Annotated in this window: 16 protein-coding genes; 4 read left to right on the plus strand and 12 right to left on the minus strand. The window is 60.6% G+C overall.

The window, feature by feature from the left end; all coding sequences use genetic code 11:
- Window positions 1–106: 106 nt before the first annotated feature.
- Window positions 107–1,216, plus strand: coding sequence for an IS630 family transposase (locus AB7G19_RS11350; protein WP_231142782.1), 1,110 nt, complete (start codon window positions 107–109; stop codon window positions 1,214–1,216).
- 227 nt (window positions 1,217–1,443) lie between these two features.
- On the opposite strand, the gene AB7G19_RS11355 is transcribed toward AB7G19_RS11350, so the two are convergent.
- Complete coding sequence (locus AB7G19_RS11355; protein WP_063981808.1) at window positions 1,444–2,472, minus strand: hypothetical protein; 1,029 nt, start codon at window positions 2,470–2,472, stop codon at window positions 1,444–1,446.
- A gap of 373 nt (window positions 2,473–2,845) precedes the next feature.
- On the opposite strand from AB7G19_RS11355, the gene AB7G19_RS11360 reads away from it, so the two are divergent.
- A complete protein-coding gene (locus AB7G19_RS11360; RefSeq protein ID WP_063981809.1) occupies window positions 2,846–3,412 on the plus strand; it encodes a hypothetical protein in 567 nt (188 codons plus the stop codon).
- Between the two features lie 117 nt (window positions 3,413–3,529).
- The gene (locus AB7G19_RS11365; protein WP_085402418.1) at window positions 3,530–4,432 is read left to right on the plus strand and encodes a hypothetical protein; all 903 of its coding nucleotides are present in this window, start codon (window positions 3,530–3,532) and stop codon (window positions 4,430–4,432) included.
- 120 nt (window positions 4,433–4,552) lie between these two features.
- On the opposite strand, the gene AB7G19_RS11370 is transcribed toward AB7G19_RS11365, so the two are convergent.
- Both AB7G19_RS11370 and AB7G19_RS11375 read right to left on the minus strand, forming a co-directional pair.
- A complete protein-coding gene (locus AB7G19_RS11370; RefSeq protein ID WP_245328577.1) occupies window positions 4,553–5,551 on the minus strand; it encodes a hypothetical protein in 999 nt (332 codons plus the stop codon).
- A gap of 212 nt (window positions 5,552–5,763) precedes the next feature.
- A complete protein-coding gene (locus AB7G19_RS11375) occupies window positions 5,764–6,642 on the minus strand; it encodes a hypothetical protein (protein ID WP_063981811.1) in 879 nt (292 codons plus the stop codon).
- 222 nt (window positions 6,643–6,864) lie between these two features.
- Between AB7G19_RS11375 and AB7G19_RS11380 the strand changes: the two genes are divergently transcribed.
- Window positions 6,865–7,473, plus strand: coding sequence for a hypothetical protein (locus AB7G19_RS11380; RefSeq protein ID WP_231142835.1), 609 nt, complete (start codon window positions 6,865–6,867; stop codon window positions 7,471–7,473).
- An 87-nt stretch (window positions 7,474–7,560) separates the two neighbouring features.
- Here the strand turns inward: AB7G19_RS11380 and AB7G19_RS11385 are convergent, their stop codons facing one another.
- The 9 genes from AB7G19_RS11385 to AB7G19_RS11425 form a co-directional block, all read right to left on the minus strand.
- The gene (locus tag AB7G19_RS11385) at window positions 7,561–9,147 is read right to left on the minus strand and encodes a methyltransferase regulatory domain-containing protein (RefSeq protein ID WP_063981812.1); all 1,587 of its coding nucleotides are present in this window, start codon (window positions 9,145–9,147) and stop codon (window positions 7,561–7,563) included.
- 5 nt (window positions 9,148–9,152) lie between these two features.
- Entirely contained in the window at window positions 9,153–11,792 is a 2,640-nt protein-coding gene (tssH, locus tag AB7G19_RS11390; protein ID WP_063981813.1) for a type VI secretion system ATPase TssH, read from the minus strand.
- 97 nt (window positions 11,793–11,889) lie between these two features.
- Window positions 11,890–12,954: a type VI secretion system baseplate subunit TssG gene (gene tssG, locus AB7G19_RS11395; protein WP_063981814.1), complete on the minus strand. Its 1,065-nt coding sequence runs from the start codon at window positions 12,952–12,954 to the stop codon at window positions 11,890–11,892.
- Window positions 12,918–14,885: a type VI secretion system baseplate subunit TssF gene (tssF, locus tag AB7G19_RS11400; protein ID WP_085402421.1), complete on the minus strand. Its 1,968-nt coding sequence runs from the start codon at window positions 14,883–14,885 to the stop codon at window positions 12,918–12,920. Before tssF ends, tssG begins: the two co-directional genes overlap by 37 nt.
- 1 nt (window position 14,886) lies before the next feature.
- On the minus strand, window positions 14,887–15,435 hold the full coding sequence (gene tssE / locus AB7G19_RS11405) for a type VI secretion system baseplate subunit TssE (protein ID WP_094184183.1): 549 nt from the start codon (window positions 15,433–15,435) through the stop codon (window positions 14,887–14,889).
- 180 nt (window positions 15,436–15,615) lie between these two features.
- On the minus strand, window positions 15,616–16,101 hold the full coding sequence (locus AB7G19_RS11410; RefSeq protein WP_014493489.1) for an Hcp family type VI secretion system effector: 486 nt from the start codon (window positions 16,099–16,101) through the stop codon (window positions 15,616–15,618).
- A gap of 48 nt (window positions 16,102–16,149) precedes the next feature.
- Window positions 16,150–17,652, minus strand: coding sequence for a type VI secretion system contractile sheath large subunit (tssC, locus tag AB7G19_RS11415; RefSeq protein ID WP_071911365.1), 1,503 nt, complete (start codon window positions 17,650–17,652; stop codon window positions 16,150–16,152).
- A gap of 16 nt (window positions 17,653–17,668) precedes the next feature.
- Entirely contained in the window at window positions 17,669–18,196 is a 528-nt protein-coding gene (tssB, locus tag AB7G19_RS11420; RefSeq protein WP_028156839.1) for a type VI secretion system contractile sheath small subunit, read from the minus strand.
- A 127-nt stretch (window positions 18,197–18,323) separates the two neighbouring features.
- Window positions 18,324–19,637, minus strand: a complete 1,314-nt coding sequence (locus AB7G19_RS11425) for an ImpA family type VI secretion system protein (RefSeq protein WP_085402486.1) — start codon at window positions 19,635–19,637, stop codon at window positions 18,324–18,326.
- Window positions 19,638–19,934: the final 297 nt, after the last annotated feature.

Genomic DNA, 19,934 nt, shown 5'->3' on the forward strand with positions numbered 1-19,934 from the left:
GCGGACATAAGGCGGCCAGCTGCTTAATGAGTACACAGCCTAGTCATCTGGAACGCAAGTTCGCCACATTAGTTGATAGCTCGAATCTCTACAGAGGAGAGAGCTCGTGGCGAATGCAGGTGAACGAGGCCGGCCGATCGCGCCGTTGGTGCTTAGTCCGCAGGAGCGGGCGTACTTGGAGAGGCAAGTTCGTCGTCATCGCGTTGCCCGATCGCTATCTGAGCGCTGCCGCGCGATCCTGCGGTGTGCGGATGGCTTGCCAAGCAAGTCCGTGGCTGCCGAACTCGGCCTCCACGAACACACCGTTGGCAAGTGGCGTCGCCGATTTTTGAAGGATCGCTGTGATGGCCTGCTTGACGAGGCCCGCCCTGGCCGCCCTCGAACCATCAACGACGATCAGGTTGCTGAGGTAATTGAGCGGACATTGCGTACAACGCCACCCGACGCGACGCACTGGTCGATCCGCTCAATGGCTGAGGAAACTGGCTTTTCCCACACCACGATCCGCCGAATGTGGATGGCGTTCGGCCTGCAGCCGCACCGCAGCCAGACATTCAAGCTGTCGAGCGACCCGCTGTTCGTCGACAAGGTCCGCGATATCGTCGGCCTTTACCTGTCCCCACCGAACCGAGCCCTTGTCCTCAGTATCGATGAGAAAAGCCAGATCCAGGCCCTGGATCGCGAGCAGCCGGTCCTGCCGATGATGCCGGGCGTACCGGAACGGCGCACGCACAGTTATGTGCGGCATGGTACGACCTCGCTGTTTGCCGCGCTCGATGTCGCCTCGGGGTTCGTCATCGGCAAATGCTATAAGCGGCACCGGGCAGTCGAGTTCTTGAAGTTTTTAAAAGGGATCGATGCTCAAGTTCCTGAAGGCCTCGATGTCCATCTCGTCATGGACAACTACGCCACCCACAAAACACCTAAGATCAAAGCGTGGCTCGCCCGTCGGCCGCACTATCATGTCCACTTCACGCCGACTTCCGCGTCATGGATCAATCAGGTCGAGCGCTGGTTCGCTGAACTCACCAGAAAACAGATCCAGCGAGGTGTTCACACCTCCGTCAGGCAGCTCGAGGCCGACATCCGTACCTTCATCGACCTGCACAACAGAAAACCGAAGCCATTCAAATGGACCAAGTCCGCAGACCAGATTTTGGCTTCCGTCAAACGCTTCTGCTATAAAGCTCAGCGGACTTTATGTGGCGAACTTTAGATTCACGTGACTAGTTCTCAAGCCAGACACTCATGCCCGGCTCAAGGTCTGTCGAATCTCCCTTGGGATCGAGGCGTAAGCGCAGCGTATTGCGGTCATGATGGCCGATGACACGCTCTGCCTGCCAGGTGGCAAAGTAAGCGTTTCGGGGCCGTCGGGGCAGCTTCTGACCCAAGGCGACATTCAACGTCTGGAGTGATTTCCAGCTTCTGTCTGATCTTCGGATGCTAGCCGGGGAAGTCGCGGAACTCCTTGACGAGATTGAACGGGATTTTCCACCCGGCGCCTCCCCCGCGCATCAGCATCTTGATGTCTTCCGCCCTGTTTTCTTTTCCGGTTTTCGGATCGGTCTCCAGCGTGTGGCCTTGGCTGTCCCAAGGTTTGCTCGCGCTCTTCGAGTAGTAGCCGAGAAAATGGCCGGATTCATGGGCAGACGTGTTAGGCCCGCGTTGCGAGCTGATGAAGGCAAGGTCCAGCCCGCGAGCAAACGAGCCATTGGCGAGGCCGCCATTGGACCAAACCTTATCGACGCAGAAAATGGTTAGATGGGCGCCCTGAACTTTGTGTTTGACGAAGATGCCCTTCAGTTTCTCGACGTCGATCACATCGGGAAAGGTCGCCAGGCTCGCATCCTTCATGCCAGTCGCATTGGCGATCTCCTGTTTGATGGCAGCCTGCGAGTCGTCGATGACCAGCCAGTCGCTTGGCACCCGCTCGAAGCGGATGTTGGCCTGCGGCCTCCATATATTGTTCATCGTCAGCAATTCGTCTTGCTCGTTGCAGGGCTTCTTGGCGTGAAACGCCGGAGCGCCGCCACTCCCCGGAACCATGACATTGCGGAACGCCACCTTGATCTTGATTTCCGGTAGCACCACGACATAGAGCTTGGCTTCGATCTTCCGGCCGGCCGAACGGGCCACCACCTCCAGGCCGGGAAAACCAATCGGCTTAATCCGGCCATTGATCTCGAAAAACCGTGCATCGCCATTGAAGGTGGCGGGAAGTGACGCCGCCCTGAGCTGCGGATCGATATCGGGTTTGGAGAAGGTTTCTCTGGCCTGCATGACGCGTCTAAGGGTATCGGCGCCATCGATCTCCTTGATCCCGAGGGCATGGGCGTTAGGATCGACTTTGAGCTTTCTTCCGGGATCGATCAGCGCCACGATGTTGGAGCCGCCGAACGGCACCACCATGCCCGGCGGGCTGCGGCGCTCATCGATGCCGGAGCGGCGGAAAACCTCTTGAAAGGCGGCCATGTCTGGTTCTCCTGTCTTAGTTCGGTCCGTCAACGCGAAATCTTGCGCGCGGAAATGAGAGCCTCCTTCGGCGGCGGGAAAACAATCTGGCCGGTCCCCGCGGCGAGATGCAGAAAATTTCGGCGGCGAAGTTTCATGGCCAGTTCCTCCGCAACAATTTGGCACGGACGGCAATAGGCGTAGCCTACCCCGCTTTCCGGAGAGCGCGGAAGGCCAATCAATGTCCGCTAATGGCCCTGTTGAGGGCGCCCGCACCTCGCCTTTGAACTTCCCCGACCGCTCACGTCACTACTAGTCATAGCCGTGGTGGGAGCCGACGCTCCCTCCAGTGCTCAGCTTTGGGCAGGCCACGCCAGCAATGGGAGAAATTGCCATGGGACGCGCGCCGCAGCCACTGCCGCAATACACGCCGCCGGGCCCGGTGGAACAGATGCCGAATATGGCGACGCAACCGCAGTGCTCGCCGCTTGCCAAGGTTCACAGCGCCGCCGTCTTTCCCTACGTGGCCAATGAAGTCGCGACGTCCCGCACCGAGGTCGGCCATCTCGGTGTGGACGTCAGTCTGGTCCCGCCGGCCGGCATCTGCCAATATCTCATCATCTGGGATTTCGGCGTCGACTGGCGGCATCTCAAGAACATCGCCAAGCGCGATCCGCTGTTGGCAGCGCAGCTCATCCGATTTGAGACCGACAAGTCGTTGCAGTTCCAGATCGTCGGATACAGCGACAGCACCGGCGGCGAACGGAACAACAGCTTCCTGCGCACGGGCCGGGCCAAGAACGTCTTTCACCTGTTCGGCCCAAGCGCCCGCTCGCGCGTCTTCTCCGTCAAGCCCGCCTCACACTACGAGTATCTGAAGGACAACACGACCGTGATGAACAGGGCCGCCAATCGCGCTGTGGTCGTCGAAATCTTCGGCGGCGGCGGCGGGACGATCTAGCCACCTTCCACAACGCGAACGGAGGGGCGGGCGGCTCCTATTGGTGCAGTACAGCGTTTCAGCGCTTGCGGAGCCTGGCCGGACCACTATTGCTCGACCACGCAAGGGAGGTAGGTCATGCCACTGACCGAAGGCGACGTCCTGGACACACTCAGTGACTCGGTCGCGCTTGGTATCGAGTTCTACGTCGACAAGATCCATATCAAGGGCGAATACTTGACGACAGTTCGCGATCACATTCGCGCCGGCAATATATTGGTGAAGGGCGGCACTCAGGATCTCGCCTTCTACGATCAGGTTACGGATGTTCTGTTGACGCAGAAGAAGTCGCCGCCCGCAAATGATAGCGATCGGGCGCTGCTCCTGCATGAGTGCGTCCACGCCATGATCGACGTCTATGATCCTGACGGCGCTGTTACGCGCCACATGGGCGAACTGGCGGCCTACCTCACTCAAACCACATATAGCGTTCGCAAGAATCCGTCGTCTAACCGCAACGGCACCGCCCCCTGGGACAAATTCTGGGGCGACCTCTACGCCACGGTGCGCGCCAATAAGCTCGACACCAGCGCGGGCAACGGCGTCCGGATCCCGTCGGCGACGCTCGAAAATCTGCGCCGGCAACTCGCAGCGCTGCCTTTTGTGAACTATGGAGATTTCACAAAAGAAGCGACGGGCGTATCGGATGGGCTGACCCGCAGGAACCTATTTCTGTCGAGCGATGAACCCGTGTCGATGCGTTCATCGAGCGTTTCCCACGAAACTTATGTTGATCCGAGCGATGACTATTTGATGCGCACCCTGATGGAGGCCTACGCGAGCGCCGATGTTAGAGGCTATGGCAGCCGCCTGCGCCGGCTACGTCGTGATTTTCTCTATTGCTCGCTGTCTCGCGCCCATGAGCTCCGGAAGAGGTTTTCGGTGCGGAAGCGTGGAGACCGGCTCTCCGAACTGTTTCACGATCGCCTGTCGCATGGCGGCCGCGCAATTCTTCTCCGTGTGCTTGCGCTGCGAAGCTGACCAGCACGCAAGTCGGAAAAATACTTTTGAGAGGAAGAATGCGCGACCGCACCGCGTCGAATGCTCGGCGTGTCGGTGCTTCAGTTAAGTAGACTCCCGACCACTCCCCTGCAGCGGGTTCTAGTCCAGGTGCCTTGCGCGCAGATCTTGAAGGTCCTTTTTCAATGCCACAAGATCCAGCCCGCGAGGAAAAGTGAGGCGTCCAGAGCGGATCACGAGCCGGACGTACGGATAGCGCTCCTCGGCAAGCATCGGAGAACTGATTTTGTATTTGTGCCAATCTTCAACGATGTGTGCCTGTTGCTCGACGTTGTATGAGTCCCAGGAATCGCCCGGCGTGTACTCGTAGCCGGAACCGATTGTCTGCGCCCAGAACGAGCGCGCCATCGTCCAGTTTGAATCGTTGAACGCCTGCCACACATGGGTCATTTCGTGCACGAAGAGGTCGCAAATGCGACCGAAGTCGTCGCACAAGAGACCGAAGGTGGGGCTAGGCGATGCCAGGTTACTGAACGCGACACTGCCAAGATTGATGGCATACCGCATGCTCGGCACCATGGGATTGCCTCCCCTGAAGAACGGTCCATCGTTCGTCCACGGTCTTCCGCCTGCTCCCAGGCCATTGGTAATCGCAATTGTCTCCCACGGCGGCAGCGTCGGGCCAAAAACGTTGCGCGCGAAATCCCGTTCGCTCACGTCCAGCACGCGCGCGAAGTTGGGTCGGCTTCCTTCACATTCCGGCGGGGTCGGAGCCGCTGGGGTGGGCGCAACCGGTGGAGTGGGCGCAATCGGCGGGGGAGGCGGCGTACCTGGCGGCAGATAGATGAATCCCCCTCGCCATCCACCTCTCCCGCCCGTCGTACCGGAGGAAAACGCAAAATTTTGGCGATCGGGCGACATCGCGCGGCAGCCGACATACTCGGCCAGGTACCAGTTCACCTGGCGTGTGGCTTGTTGGAAATCGCGCTGCTTGACGAGCTTGACGCCCGGAAAATTGAACTCGATGAGGTCCCAGGGGGCGATGCCGATCCGCTTGGCAAGGGATATCCAGGTCTCGCCTGCCGTCACCGCATGCCGGATTCCCGCGGGCGGTACATAGCTTTCGACGACGGGCTTCAACGGCCTTTCCTGGTTCGGCAATGTAAGACCTCCCCCGCCGATTCCTGCGGAACTACGCGTTCTCGCCACCAATACTTATTGGTCGCCGCTACCTCGAGGCGGTTCGATGGTTCCATTCATTCGGGCCACCAACTGGCAGTGGCAAATCGAAGAGCCTCATTCGTAGATTGGAGGCGTAGACACGAAGCAATGTCGAACGAGCGATATCCGCTTTAGCGCCGGCCTTTTGGCTTCGAGCCGAGCAGATCATGCGTGCCGCTGATGCTCACGGTTCCGGAGCACTCGAAACCGCCGAAAAGTCCGCAGGAGCCCGTGACCGTAACGCGCAAGTCTTTGCGCTGGTACATGTCGACCGAAATGCCCACGCGCGAAAAGTCGTTCGCGCTGTTCGGCAGGATCAGATCGATGTGCTCCGCGGCCCATTGCGGTATATGCTTGTTGCTCTTCCAGAACAGCTCATTGCCGGCGTGATGCACGAAGTTCGGTCCGACCGTAAGGGCGCCGTCCACGCCTTCGAATACGAAGCCTGTTTCGTCGATGTGCACGTTCACCCGATCAGGTGCTACGGCGAAATGCAACGAGGTGATGTCCTGGGGCTGCGGGTCCTTGCCGAATTGCGAGCTGTAGGCGTCGCTCCATTGTCCGCGGTCGCGCCCGAGCCCGAAGCCATGGCGGCCCGGGAGATCCCGCGTTGAGAGCGGCCTGTCCGACAGCTTTGGGCGCCAGATCTCCCGGAACCCCTTGCCGATCGTTGCCGCCATCGACAGATCGAGGGCCCAATGCGACGCTTTCTCCGGGCTTTGCCCTTCGGCGAAGGCGTCGAATCCGTCCGTCGTCTTGGCAATGCGCAGCTTCTTGATCAGCTCTTCCCAGTCCTTGGGCAGGAAGGTGACGCCGTCGAGCGTGGTCGTCGCGGCAGCGACACCATACTTCTCGAGCTGGTGCCGGATGTAGGGCTTCTCGTCATAAAGGCGCACATCCGGGTTGGGGCCGGCAAAATAATTCTTCAAATCGATCTGCGGCCGCAGCATGGTCAGTCGTGCCGCGATCTTCCGGTAAGTGTCGGTCGTCGTCGGATCGGTCGTCGTCATGGGGCGCACTCCGAGGCAATCCTCGCCCCAAATTGGTCTCGCCCGGACGGGTTCGGGTTCAATGCCGGCTCGTTCGACCAAGCTGCCGCCCGGCCCAGGTTATTCGAATTCCTATCGCGCCGGTGCAATGACTGTTTGAACCTGCTGATCGGAAACGGCGACCACCAACCGTGGGGTAGTGCGAACAACGAGGACGATCAAATGTCACTGCGGAGCAGGGTATTGGACGTACTCCATGGCCCGGCGGTCGCACGCATGCGCTTCCGGTTTCCGATCCGCGGCAGCCATGTGACGATTGCGCCGCAAACGTTCCATCACGTCGCCCGCGCGATCCGGTTGGGGCAGGTCACCGTCAGACCTCCGACGGATCTCGCGGCAGGCGTTGCTGCACAATACAACGATGTCGCGAGAACCAGGGCGGACGGCACGGCGGTTGCGGCAAACACGCTGGAGGTCGTGTCGGCAGCGGGGCGGATGGACGAGGCCTATATCGTCCACGAGAGCCTGCATGCGGCATACGATCTGTTGCGTACAGGCCTTGATGCCAATGCCGAAGAGGCGTCTGCCTACGTCTGCACGGCGCTCTATTGCCGCATGACAGGCCTGCCCCGCCCTCGCTGGGCCAACGGGCCGATCTACGCCAATGCCGCAGAGGTCGCCCGAACGCTGCTGTCCCAGTATCAGAAGGGCGATCCCGGGATTCCCTGGGTCGGCGAGCATGAATGGAAGATGCTGCGCGCAGGTGTTGGCCTTGATCCGGTCTATGCCAGCGGACCCGGCGGTATTCTCACGGGATGGCTCCTCGGCCAGCAATATACCCACGACGGCTAGAGTGCCGGGCCGCATCCGCTGCAGGAAATGGCACGAGCTTCCAACTCCTGCCGTTCATCGCCAACGGAGCCGACGCACTTGAGCGCATCACGCGACCAGCAGGCCCAGCTTGCCGACCATCGCAAGCGAGCGCTGAACGCTTTCTCGCGTTGACAGCAATAACGGCTCGGCAGGCTGCCCGGCATTATCCTTCTGGTCTATCCGGATGGTCGGGCCGAATTTTTCCGTCATTTCGGCCGTGATCTGGTCGATGGTCCGCGCTCCGTCGAGCAATTGCAGGAAATCCCTGGTCCGGTCGTCCTCCAACTGCACCGTTTGGTGGAGGAGGTTGGTGACGAGCGGACCTGTTTGCGCTTGTCTTCGCGCGAGCAGGCTCGCCTGCGGATGCTCGGTAGCTTCCTTCAACAAAAAGGGACGCGACAGCAGGAACGAAACCTCGCCGCTGCAAGCCAGGATGAACATCGCCTCCGTCAACACCTTTTGGTCATCATCCGCCCGCCGGTCGCCCAGCAGCGCGCGGGCCCCATCGAGCAGCTCGTCGAATGATAATGCTCGCGGCCAGGCCCGGCCCAGACATAGATGCGCGGCCTTCAAGAGCGGATTGGTTACCGTGACCCTGCTGCCGTCCTGGTTCTCGAATTCCATCGCGGAATCGTCGGTCACGCAGGCGTCGGGGTCGACCGGGTTGGTCGTGCTCAGCAAATGGAACCGGGTGACGAAATCGAGGTCGACCTGGCGGGACAGCGAAATGCTGTCGTGGCAGAGCAAGGTGCGCCGAAAGCCGTTGCCGTCGATGAAGTCCTGATATTGATCGCGCGCCATGAACTCGCTTTCCGGGAAGCGCTGCAGCGTCGCGCGAACCTCCTCGGAATAGCCGGCAAGATAGCGTCGTGAAAAATCAGCATCGCCCAGATATTGCAGGCCATGGCGGCTTGCGTCCTCGGCGACCTCATGCAGCAAGAACGCCTCGGCACCATCATCGAGATCGTCGTGAAACAGAAGCTCGTCGGGGGACTTGAGGACGCGGTTGTACTGGTCGCGCATAACTGCGCCGTGCACCGAGTTGGCCTTCGAGCCGTCGCTCAGGAACTTCAGGATCGCGCGGGCCTGTCCGACCTTCTCCTTCATGCCGGTGAGACGGCGGGTGTGATACCGCATCATGTCGCGGACCATGTCGCGAAGATGCGAGAACGGGTGCGCATTGTAGCTGACGTAGCAGACCCCGCGGGGAGCCAGGTTCTGCTTGAAGATCATCATCATCTTCTCGCGCACCGCCGGCGGCACCCAGGAATACACGCCGTGTGCGATGATGTAGTCGAACTCCCCGAAGCCTGCGTCGACATTCATGATGTCGCAATGGAGAAGCTTGATGTTGCTCAGGCCCAATGTGGCGATGTTTCGCTGGCCGCGCTCGATCGTCACGCCGCTCAGGTCGACACCGACGAATTCGCTGATTGGATATTGAAAGGCCATCGGCAACAGGTTGCCGCCAACGCCGCAGCCAAGCTCCAGCACCCGGCAACGCTCGACCGGCGCTGACTGTATGCCGTAAACGGCAGCAATGGTAGCAAGATGGTTCGGATGAGTGAGCCCGTAGACGTGGCCGGGGTAGTAGACCTCGTCGTATGGCGTGGGACCGGCGTTCGGGTGGCGATGCTCGGTTTGAATGTTCATCGTCCTCAGTTCCACGAATATGCGAACTTGTCGTTCTCGATCGAGACCCGCGCTTGCTTGATTTCTTCCTTGGCAAGCGACTTGCTAAGGAACTCGCGCGACAGCTCCGGGAGCAGGGTGTTGGTGATGATGTTGTCAATCATTCGCCCGCCGGAATCCGGGTCGTTGCAACGTGACACAATGTGCTCCACGACCGCGTCATCGTAGTCGAAGGACGCGTTATGATTGTCGCGGAGGCGTCGTCCGATCCGGTCGAGCTGTAACCGAACGATCCCGGCGAGCATCTCGTCGGATAGCGGGAAGTACGGTATCGAGACGATGCGTCCGAGCAGCGCTGCGGGAAACACCTTCAGCAGTTCCGGCCTCAGCATCTTGGCGAGCTCTTCCGGCTCGTTGCGATACTTTGGATCGCGCGAGAGGCCCATGATCAGATCGGTGCCGACGTTGGTGGTAAGGATGATCAAGGTGTTCTTGAAGTCGATCCGCCGCCCGTTGCCGTCCTCCATGGTTCCCTTGTCAAACACCTGGAAGAAGATCTCGTGGACGTCGGGATGAGCTTTCTCCACCTCGTCGAGCAGGATGACACTGTAGGGCTTGCGCCGGACAGCCTCGGTGAGGCGTCCACCTTCGCCATAGCCGACATAGCCGGGAGGTGCACCCTTCAAGGTCGAGACGGTGTGCGCTTCCTGGAACTCCGACATGTTGATCGTGATCATGTTCTGCTCACCGCCGTAAAGGGTCTCGGCAAGCGCCAGGGCGGTTTCAGTCTTGCCCACGCCGGATGGACCAGCCAGCATGAACACGCCGATCGGCTTGGAAGGGTTGTCAAGCTTGGCGCGGCTGGTCTCGATTCGCTTGGCGATCATCGTCAGCCCATGAGACTGGCCGACGACGCGGCGGTTGAGGATCTCCGGTAGCTTCAGCACGGTTTCGATCTCGTCGCGCATCATCCGGCCGACCGGGATGCCGGTCCAGTCAGAGACAACGGACGCCACCGATTGCTGGTCTACATGGGCATAGACCATCCGCTTCTCCGGATGGATGCTCTCAAGTGTGTCGAACTTGCCGCGCAACTCCGCGCGCCTGGCAGCCGGATCTTCGCCTTCTTTGGGCTGGGACAGAATCTCCCGGATGCTCCGGATGTCCTTGACGAGTTCCTGCTCTGCGGCCCAATCGGCTTCAAGGTTCGTCAGCTTGTCCTTCAGTGCCGCAATGTCGTTGTCGATCGCCGTGATGCGGTCGCTGTCCTTAAGCCCAAGATCGCTGTCGCTGACGAGTGCCGATTTCTCGGCTTCACGAGCGGTAATCGCAACGCGTGCATCCTCGATCAGGGCTGGCGTCGCGCTCTGGCTGATGGCCACGCGCGCCGAGGCGGTATCAAGCAGGCTGACCGCCTTGTCCGGCAACTGCCGTGAAGGAATGTAGCGGTGGGACAGGTTGACCGCTGCGACGATCGCAGCATCGGAGATGCGAACGCCGTGGTGCTTTTCCATCGGACCGAGAAGTCCGCGCAGCATGATGCAGCAGGTCTCCACTTCCGGTTCATCGATCTGGATCGGCTGGAAGCGTCGCGTGAGCGCGGGGTCTTTCTCGATATACTGGCGATATTCTGCCCATGTGGTGGCGGCGATCGTGCGCAGCGTGCCACGGGCGAGAGGAGGTTTCAGGAGATTGGCCGCATCACCGGTGCCGGCCGCGCCGCCGGCGCCGATCAATGTATGGGCTTCATCGATGAACAGTATGATCGGGGTGGGTGAGCTCTGGACCTCGTCGATCACCGAGCGCAAGCGCTGCTCAAACTCACCCTTCATGGAAGCACCGGCCTGCATCAGGCCGATGTCGAGCGCACAAAGCCTTACACCGCGGAGCGGTGGCGGCACGTCGCCGGCGGCGATTCGCTGGGCGAATCCCTCGACAACTGCGGTCTTGCCGACGCCAGCCTCGCCGGTAAGAATTGGATTGTTCTGCCGCCGTCGCATCAGCACGTCGATCAGTTGGCGGATTTCTTCGTCCCGGCCAAGGATCGGATCCATCTCACCTGATTTGGCCTTGGCGGTGAGATCCTGGGAGAACCGGTCGAGCGGCGTCGTCCCCTTGGGACCCGCTTGGGCCGCGCCTTCCGTGCCTGCGCCGACCAGGCCCGAACCGTCCATCGGCCGCATGGTTTCCTCGTCGGAGCCGGCCCAGACATTGCGGCGCTCCGCGGCGAGTGCGTCGACGTTGACCTTGGCGAATTCCTGCGAGAGGTTGTTCAGCGTGCGACGAATATCATTCGATTTCAGGCCCGCCACGAGCAGATGACCGGTGCGGATCTGGGTCTCGCCAAAGAAGAGCGTGGCATAATGCCAGCCCCGATCGAGCAGATCGATGACCGGATTGGCGACGCCCGGCATGTCGGTTTCGTTCTTACGAAAGCCATTGATCACGCCGGCAAGGTCCGACAACAAGCGTGCCCGGTCGAGCTTGTAATGATCGACCGAGAGGCTGAGATCGTTGCGTTCCTGCTGCAGGATATGAAACAGCCAGTGCGCTAGCTCGACGTTGCGATTGCCGGCGCTCTTTGCGTGGCGCAGGGCCTGTATGAAGGCATCATAGCCGGCCCGGTTCAGCTTGCCCGTTACAGCCTCAATGCTGATGTCGGTCACGGCGGATCCTCCTGCTTAATCCATCCGCGGATGCCTGGCATCAAGCGGAAATTTCATCGAATCCCATAGCTTTAGGCAATCGGCGCTACGGATAGGTTCAAATCGCCGAGGCATCGGCTGCGGCGGCCCGACGGGCGCTCAAGCGCTCGCTGAGCTGAAAGCGGGCATCGCGGCGATATTCTTCCGTGGAAGTCCAGTTCGGCGAGACCCAGGTGGTCCATCCAAGTCGTCCGCTCTGTCCGAGCCTGACCGGGACGACCTCTCCCGCTGGAATGGCGAGCTCCACCTCCCATTCCAATTCGTCGCCGATATAGAAGAACACGGCGTCCGCCAGAGGCTCCGACAAGTTGCGCGCTTCGGTCGGCAAGAACTGTTCGTACTGGGTAAAATTCTTGACAAAGACCCGCACCCTGATCTTGTCCTCGACGCTGAACACGCGTGAGCCCAGAAGAGCGTCCCGGCCGAGCCTGGCATGGGTTCCGCCGAGCCGGCTGCAATGACTTGGGTCGAATGACAGCCAGGTGCCGACAAATTCGTCGATCTCGACCTTGACGTCGAACAGCCCCTGCAGGAACCGCGTCAACCGTGACGCACACTTCGCTCTGGGGGAGATCAGTCCGGCAAAGCTGAGCTTCGCCATGTCCGGTACGGTGTCTCGATCAGCGAAAACGTCGGAGCCGAGGCCGGCGAAGGAGCCGACATAGGCGATGAAGCGATCATCCGCCGGACGGTCGTGCTGAGCGATCGGCCGCGCATCGGCCCAGGCGCGAAAGAAGAGTTGCAGAAAGCGTCCGTTGAGCAGATCGAGAAAGCGCGGGAAGGCGTCATCCCGCATCAGCCACCAACTGAGGCTCTCGTCGGTGGTGGCAAGCGGCAGCGCGCCCTGCGGCCCCAGGAGACCGAGAAATTTGACGAGTATCCTGAGCCGGCCACCCACGTCGTCGACGGCCGCAAGGTTGGAGGCGGGGAACTCCAGATAAGGCACTTGGCCGAGGTCGATATACTCCTCGCGGCGTGCAGCGCTGTCACCGATCCGCGGTCGATCCGAGTTGGCGCGCTCGAGCTGGCGCAACGCATTAAAGAAATCGAACCGCCAGGGCTCCGCCTTCATCTGGTCGATCAGCGTCATAGAGGTCTCCGCGTGCCCATGCGCGGCGGCCAACGCATGATCTCGCCGCGCTCCGGCGTCGAGACGACCGTCTGTGTGAAGGTATTGAAGCCCGAATAGTCGGCGAAGAAGCGCTCCAGCACGGCTCCGAGCAAGAACACGCCGCTGCCCTCGAATGCCTTCTCGTCGAGCGTGATGGTAATCTCCAGGCCGCGCGCTGCGCCGCTGCCGGTGCGCTCGCGCACCCGCCGTACGACCGGCCGGCTTTCTATGCTGCGCACGCCGCGGATCTTGCGTTCCGTGGCGTCGTCGAACTGATCGGCGAACAAGGACAGCATTTCGCGCAGGGCTCCGGCGTTCTTGCCGCCACCGCGCTCGACGAGGCCAAGATAGTTCAGGCTCAGCATGTTGATCAGCCGCCAGCTGACGATTCCGCTGTTCGCGATCTCGCTGCGGCTGCGCAATTGGGCCACGATCGGTTCGCGTGGTCGGGTGGGACCGGCGACGCACATCAGATCAAGGGAAGTATCGTCCAACAGGCGGAAGTCGGCGCCGCCCTGGCCGACCGGCAAGTGTTCGGTGAGATGCCGGTTGGAGCACAGCGCCCGGACGCTGAGTTCGGCGACCGCACCTTCGCCGCTAAGTTCACCGGGCTCCAGCAGAGACAGGAACATGTCCGTCCCGGTGTAGTCCGATGATGCGCCGTACGTCTTTTCTCCCACTGTGCGGCGCCGGGGCAACCGTCGAACGGTGAAATAAAGCCCCTCGACCGATCCGCTGGTCCGGTCGACGGCGGCCGAATACAGCGGGCGCACCGGCCGCTTGTCCTTGTCGGCCGGAAAGTGCGCGTAGACTTCGAGTACCTGGTGCGGTTCGTATTCCAGATAGCGGCTGCGATCGGGCACCACATGGTACTCGTGCGTATTCGACTTGACGGGGATGCGATCGCTCGTCTTCTCGAACAGGTTGATTGCCGGCGCGCTATAGAGCCTGAAGGTATCGGGCCGCACCGCGGCGGCAAGCCGTGAATTGTGTTCATCGAAAGCGAAGACGATATCGATCGATTTGCTGCGCAGCCGTGGCATCACGCTGCGAAGTCCCGTCAGGTTGAAGCCGAGGAACTTGCGTGGAAACATGAAATATTCCCGCAGCAGCTCCGAGCCGCGAAAGACCCGGTTGTCGTTGGGAAACAGCGACTCGTCCTCGTCGAAACCAATCTGCTGCACGCAGTCATGGGGCGCACGAGTCACCACCGGATCGCCGAAATCATCGAGATGCCGGAAGTAGACGCCCTTGCAGTTCGAGATCAATTGCTCGTAAAGCGCAATGGCGTCGGATTCCGCGCCTGAAAGGTAGATCGGAAGTTCGCTCGTGCGGCAGCCTGCAAACCAGGTTTCCGGCTTGGCCCTGGCCTCCGCGTCCGGCAGCTCCTCATCGAGCCGGGCCGCGGTACGGTGGGTCAACGACAGCCTGAGCCCGGCGATGACGTCGCCGCCGACGGGAATCCCGAGCGCCTGCAGCGCGCCTGCCGTCGAGAAGTATTCGGCGCCGGTGACGTCGAATGGCCAAAGAGCGATATCGCGGCAAAGTCGAAATCGGCAGGAGAGACTTCGTTCTCTCTCGCGATAGGTGGCGTCGAAATAGGCGCCGCGCGCGATCTTCTTGCCATCGCGTAGCGCTGGGTCGGCATAGGGGGGGCGTGCCGTGACCAGCATGGCCGACGGAGTCGGGGCAAGGTAATTCGGAACCAGTTGCTCGAGCAGGTTTGCAGTGAATTCCGGGAATTCGTGCTTGAGCTTGAGCTGAACGCGAGCGGCGAGAAATGCGGCACCTTCCAGCAATCCCGTGATCATGGGATCAGAGCGATCCCGGATCAGCCCACCGAGGCGTTCTGCGATGCCGGGATACTCTTCGGCGAAATCCCCGGCCTGCTCGTAGAGCAGTGACAGTTCACGATTGTAAAAATCCAGGAATTCGCGGTTCATGCTAAAGTCGGTTGATCTGGATATCGCCGCTGTCGAGGTCGACGTCGGCGACGAACTCCACGGGGACGTTGAGCGGCTCGGCCTTCAGGTCGGCGTGAACGATGAAGCGCAGCTTGAGTTGCTCGGGGCCGACCGAGCCGTCGCGTCGGACCCGGATGGTGTTGCGATCGAGCCTCGGTTCATAAGTCGTGAGCGTCTCGCGCAACGCGTCGGTGAGCTCGTCGTCGGCGACCTCGTCGATCGAACGGTGGGCAATATCAGGGAAGCCAAAGTTCAGGATTGAGGTTCGGACGCAATCGTGGCCGTTCAGATCCAGGGTCGATTCCAGGGCAATGGTATTGAGGAGCGTTTCGAGGTCATGGGAGACCTCGCGCCGGAGCAACGTTTCCGAGATTGGAAATCGGCCCGCGCTCCGCCGCCCTGCAATGACCCGCTCGCCAGACTCATCGCGTAGATTGAGCTTCTTGCGTGCGTCGCGCGCTTCATGGGCTGAGCGAAATGCCAGCATCAGTGGGGGAGAGAGCCGATCCTTCTTTCGTGCAATGGTCATTCACGGTCCCCATGACGCCCAACTCGCATGCAATCCCGGGGGGCGCGCGTTGGTGTCCGACTTGGCGTCGCCCAGCAGGCTTTCGGGCCCGCAACCGGGCCGGACGAGAGGTGCGATCAAAATCGCACCGCTTGGCGCCGGTTCGCCAATCGCAACCGGCGCCAGGCGAGGGGCCGACAATCAGGCCCATTCCTTGTTGGCAGGAACATCCCAGCCAAACGTCGGCGAAGCTCCGGCGCCACCCTTCTCCGTCTGGGTCTTGTAGATCATCTTGACCTTCGCGAAGTTCAGACTCACGTTTTCGGTAAGGCGATCTTCGCCGTGCGATCCGCCTGTCGATACGCTCGTCACGAGAACCTGCTTCATCTCGATCTTGAGATATTCCAGCGGGTTTTCGCCGGCCTTGCGGACCGTCAGGATCGCGCTGTCGATATGCTTGCCGTTTGCGCAGACCTTGAAAAGTTCCGGCGTGGCCTTGTCAACGAAGTGCGTGAAGTGAAGATCCTGCACGCTGACCTTGCCGGCGCCGCCGCCCGATCCGCTGTGGAAGGTACCGGTCTGGCTCTCGCCAAACGACCAACTCAAAATATCGATTTCGTCTTTGTGCTTGTCGTCCAGCGACTCGCCCTTGATCGGATCGAGTTTCAGGAAGATGTCGACAGCCATAGCATGGTCCTCTCAAATTTCTGTGTGTACGGTTGCGATGCTGCAGCGTCAGGAGCTGGGACCTGGCAGGCGTGAAACCAGACTGAGGCCGACATCCATCGCTTCCAATTGAAAGTGCGGACGAAGAAAGAAGCGCGCGTTGTAATATCCCGGGTTCTCCTCGTTTGCTATGACCTCTACCTTCGCAGCGGCCAGCGGCTTGCGCGCTTTCTGAGCTTCTGACGATAGGGCTGGGTTGGCATCAACGTACTCGTTGATCCAGGTTTGCAGCCAGACCGTCAGCTCATCCTTCTCCTTCATGGATCCGATCTTGTCGCGAACCATGCACTTCAGATAGTGCGCAAAGCGAGACACTGCGAACATGTAGGGCAGACGTGACGACAGGTTGTCGGACGCGGTTGCATCCACGCCCTTCTCGCCGAAATACTTCTTCGGCTTGTAAAGCGACTGGGCGCCGATGAAGGCGGCCTTGTCGGTGTTCTTGCGATGGATCAGCGGGATGAGACCCGCCTTTGCAAGTTCGTGCTCGCGGCGATCGCTGATGGCGATCTCGGTCGGGCATTTCAGATCGACGCCACCGTCGTCGGTCGGGAATGTGTGCGTCGGCAGATTGATGACCTCTCCGCCGGATTGCACACCGCGGATGCGCGTGCACCAGCCGAACTCCTTGAAGGCGCGGTTGATGTTGACCGCCATCGCATAGGCCGCGTTGATCCAGCCGTATTTGTCGCCGGTGTGCCCGTCTGTCTCCTCCTCGAAGGCGAACTCTTCCACAGGCTCCGATTTCGCGCCGTAGGGGAGGCGACCCAGCGCGCGCGGCATGCACAGGCCGAGATAACGCGAGTCGTCCTGGTCGCGCAGTCCCTTCCATGCGGCATATTCCGGCGTGTCGAACACCTTGCCGATATCGCGAGGGTTGGACAATTCGGTCCACGAGTCCATTCCCATCAGCGTCGGCTCGGCGCCGCTGAAGAAGGGGGCGTGTGCGGCGCCGGCGATCTTGCTGAGATCGCGCAGCAACTGCACGTCGGTGGGGAGGTGGCTGAAATAGTAGTCGCCGATAAGGCAGCCGAACGGCTCGCCGCCCAACTGGCCGAACTCGTATTCGTAGATCTGCTTGAACAATGGGCTCTGGTCCCAGCGCGCATCGGGGTAAAGCCGCAGATTACGATACAGCTCGGTCTTCGAGACGTTCATGACCCGGATCTTGAGGTTGGCGTCGGTCTCCGAGTTGAAGACGAGGTAGTGGAGGCCCCGCCAAGTACTTTCGATCGCCTGGAATTCGGGTGCGTGAATGATCTCGTTCATCTGCGCGGTCAGCTTCTGGTCGATCCGCGCGATCATCTCCTCGATCGTGTCGAGCACGTCCGACTTGATGACGCTCGAGTCTTTCAATGCCTCTTGAACGAGCGTGGATACCGCGTTGTCGACCTCGGTCGCTGCGCGTTCGGTGCGCGGTTTGAAGCTTTGCTTCAGCAGAGTGGCAAACTCGTCAGCTTCGACGGTCTTGACCTGGGTGGTGCTCTCTTTGTGAACAGCTTCTTTTGCCATGGTCCCCGTTCCTTCCTTAGCTCTCGGTGCCAGGTTCGGTCGACTGGCTGATCGCGCGTTCCCGAAGCGCTGCCATCAGTTGAGGATCGGCCAGAAGTTTTTTCAGCTGATCCTCGGCGGCTACCTTGCCATCCATGTAGCGCAGCAGGTTGGCAAGTTGTTCGCGCGCCTCGAGCAGCTTGGCTGTAGCCGGCACCTGGCGGGCGACGGCCACGGGAGTGAAGTCGGCCATCTTGTTGAAGCGCAGATTGACCGAAAGTTTTTCGTCTGATCCGTCGCTGAGACGATTGGCGACGCGCGCCGTCACGCCGGGCTGGATTGCCGCCATGCGGCTGTCGAAATTGTCCATATCGAACTCGAGGAATTTGCGCTCCTCGACCTTCGTCTTCTCGACGCCGGGGTTATTGCCGGAAAGGTCGGAGAGGACGCCCATGACGAACGGCAGTTCGATCAGCCGCTCGGCGTCGTAAGGATCTTCGTATGTGATGTGCACGCGTGGTGCGCGATTTCGACGAATGAATTTTTGACCGCTATCTGTAGCCATGGTTCCCTCACTACGAAATCGCTTTAGACGTCGAATTTGCGCGACGCAGATCGGCTAGGGGACTTCAAGTTGCTGCGGTCGGCAAACATCCTTGTGTCCATTTAGTGCCCTCGAGCGAAAGCTGGGTTCAATGCGATCTGTCGATTGTTTTAAGCGCTCCCTCAGGAAGAACATCATTCAAAAGGCTGAGAAAGTCTCGTTGCGCGAGGTCGCGCGCGCGATCTGCCAAAAAGGGGATGGGGCTGGACGGCTCTGCGGTTCGGAAAAACGACGCCACCTTCGCCAGCAGGCCCAAGGCTTGCGTTCTGCTTTCCACTGAAAATACAATGTCTTGGGTGTTGTTCTCGGCCGTCGATGAGAATGACGTGGCGAGTTCCGCCATCCGTTCGATCGGCAGGTCGAAGACCTTGTCGCGTCCGATGTTGATCGCAGCGCTCCCCACGTGCGCAGGCACCAGCATCCGCATGACTTCAATAAATGACTTGCCGACCATCTCCTGCGCTTGACGCACCAGCAACAGTGCCGGGTTGGACGGTTCCATTCGGGCAAAATAGTCTGCCACTGCTGCAAGCGCTGCAGATGCCTGTGCGGATGAAGTCACCACACCGGTCGTGTCTGACGGCGCCTGTGCATCGACAGGACCGACATCTTCCGCGGTTGCGGCGATCGCGGCCGGATCGCGCGACGCGACAAGACCCGCAAGCCAGGCAGCCATGCCGTTAACCAAGCCAGAGAGCCTGTCGAGGCTGATCGGTTGCCCCGCGTTCAACTTCTCGTGCCAGGTCTGCTTGATGGCCGCGATTTCAGCAGCGACCGCAGAGCACCGCCCGCTGGCTGCCTTGAGAGTGTCGAGATCTGTCTCGCTGACGATGCGCTCGATGGCCGCCAGATCAGGCCCGTCGGCGTCGGCGTCGCCGGCGGGAATTTCGCCGTGAGCGATCTGATAGGCACGGTAGTTGAGGTTGCCGTGTCTGCGGTTCTCGATCAGGGGAAGGAACTGGAGCGGGTTGATCACGGTCGGGAACACGTCGATTGCCTCGACTGTGACGGCGCGAAGTGCGTAGTCGCCGTCCTCGCCCTTCGGATGCACCGCTTCCCACTGCTCGCGCAGCAGCAGGTTGGTCGCCTTCAGGCAGCAGAGAAAGCCGTCGAGATCGCGGTTGAGGATTGAAAATTTGGCCAGCAGCAGGTTCAGACGCAGATCGCGGGTACGCGCCAGAATGGGCTGCGCGGCGGCAAACTGGCCGGCAAAATCGACCGCTTTTGGATCGAAGCGTCCACGCTCTCCGTTGGCATTGACGACCTCGAAGAACGACATCGGTAGCAGCGATTCCGCACCTGCGAAGAAGTTCAGATATTGGACGTCTCCGATGGCGTCGAGATCCGGTCCGCAGGGATCGTCAGCGGCAATGGGCTGCGTCAGGGAGGCGACGTCAAGCATATGCGGACCGTCCATCTGCTCGATCACGGCCCCGCTGCCGAGCCCGTGGCGACTAGGGGATCGCGCGGGGGCGCATGATCCGGAATCTATACCTATGGGTCAGATGCCTGCCGACCTTGGTTCATTCCCGAAGATCATGCCATTTTCGCGTGAACCGGCAAGCTCTTGGAGCCGACTACTTGATGGCCCGGGGTAGATCTTTGGCGGCCGTTGTGGAACGTCAGGAAGCCCAGCCCTGGGGCGGGCTTGCCGGCACAGCCGGCGGCACGCAGGATTTCCGTCGTTCTTGCATAACGT

It is taken from the genome of Bradyrhizobium sp. 215_C5_N1_1, from assembly GCF_052075935.1.
GTDB classification, from domain to species: Bacteria; Pseudomonadota; Alphaproteobacteria; order Rhizobiales; family Xanthobacteraceae; genus Bradyrhizobium; species Bradyrhizobium barranii.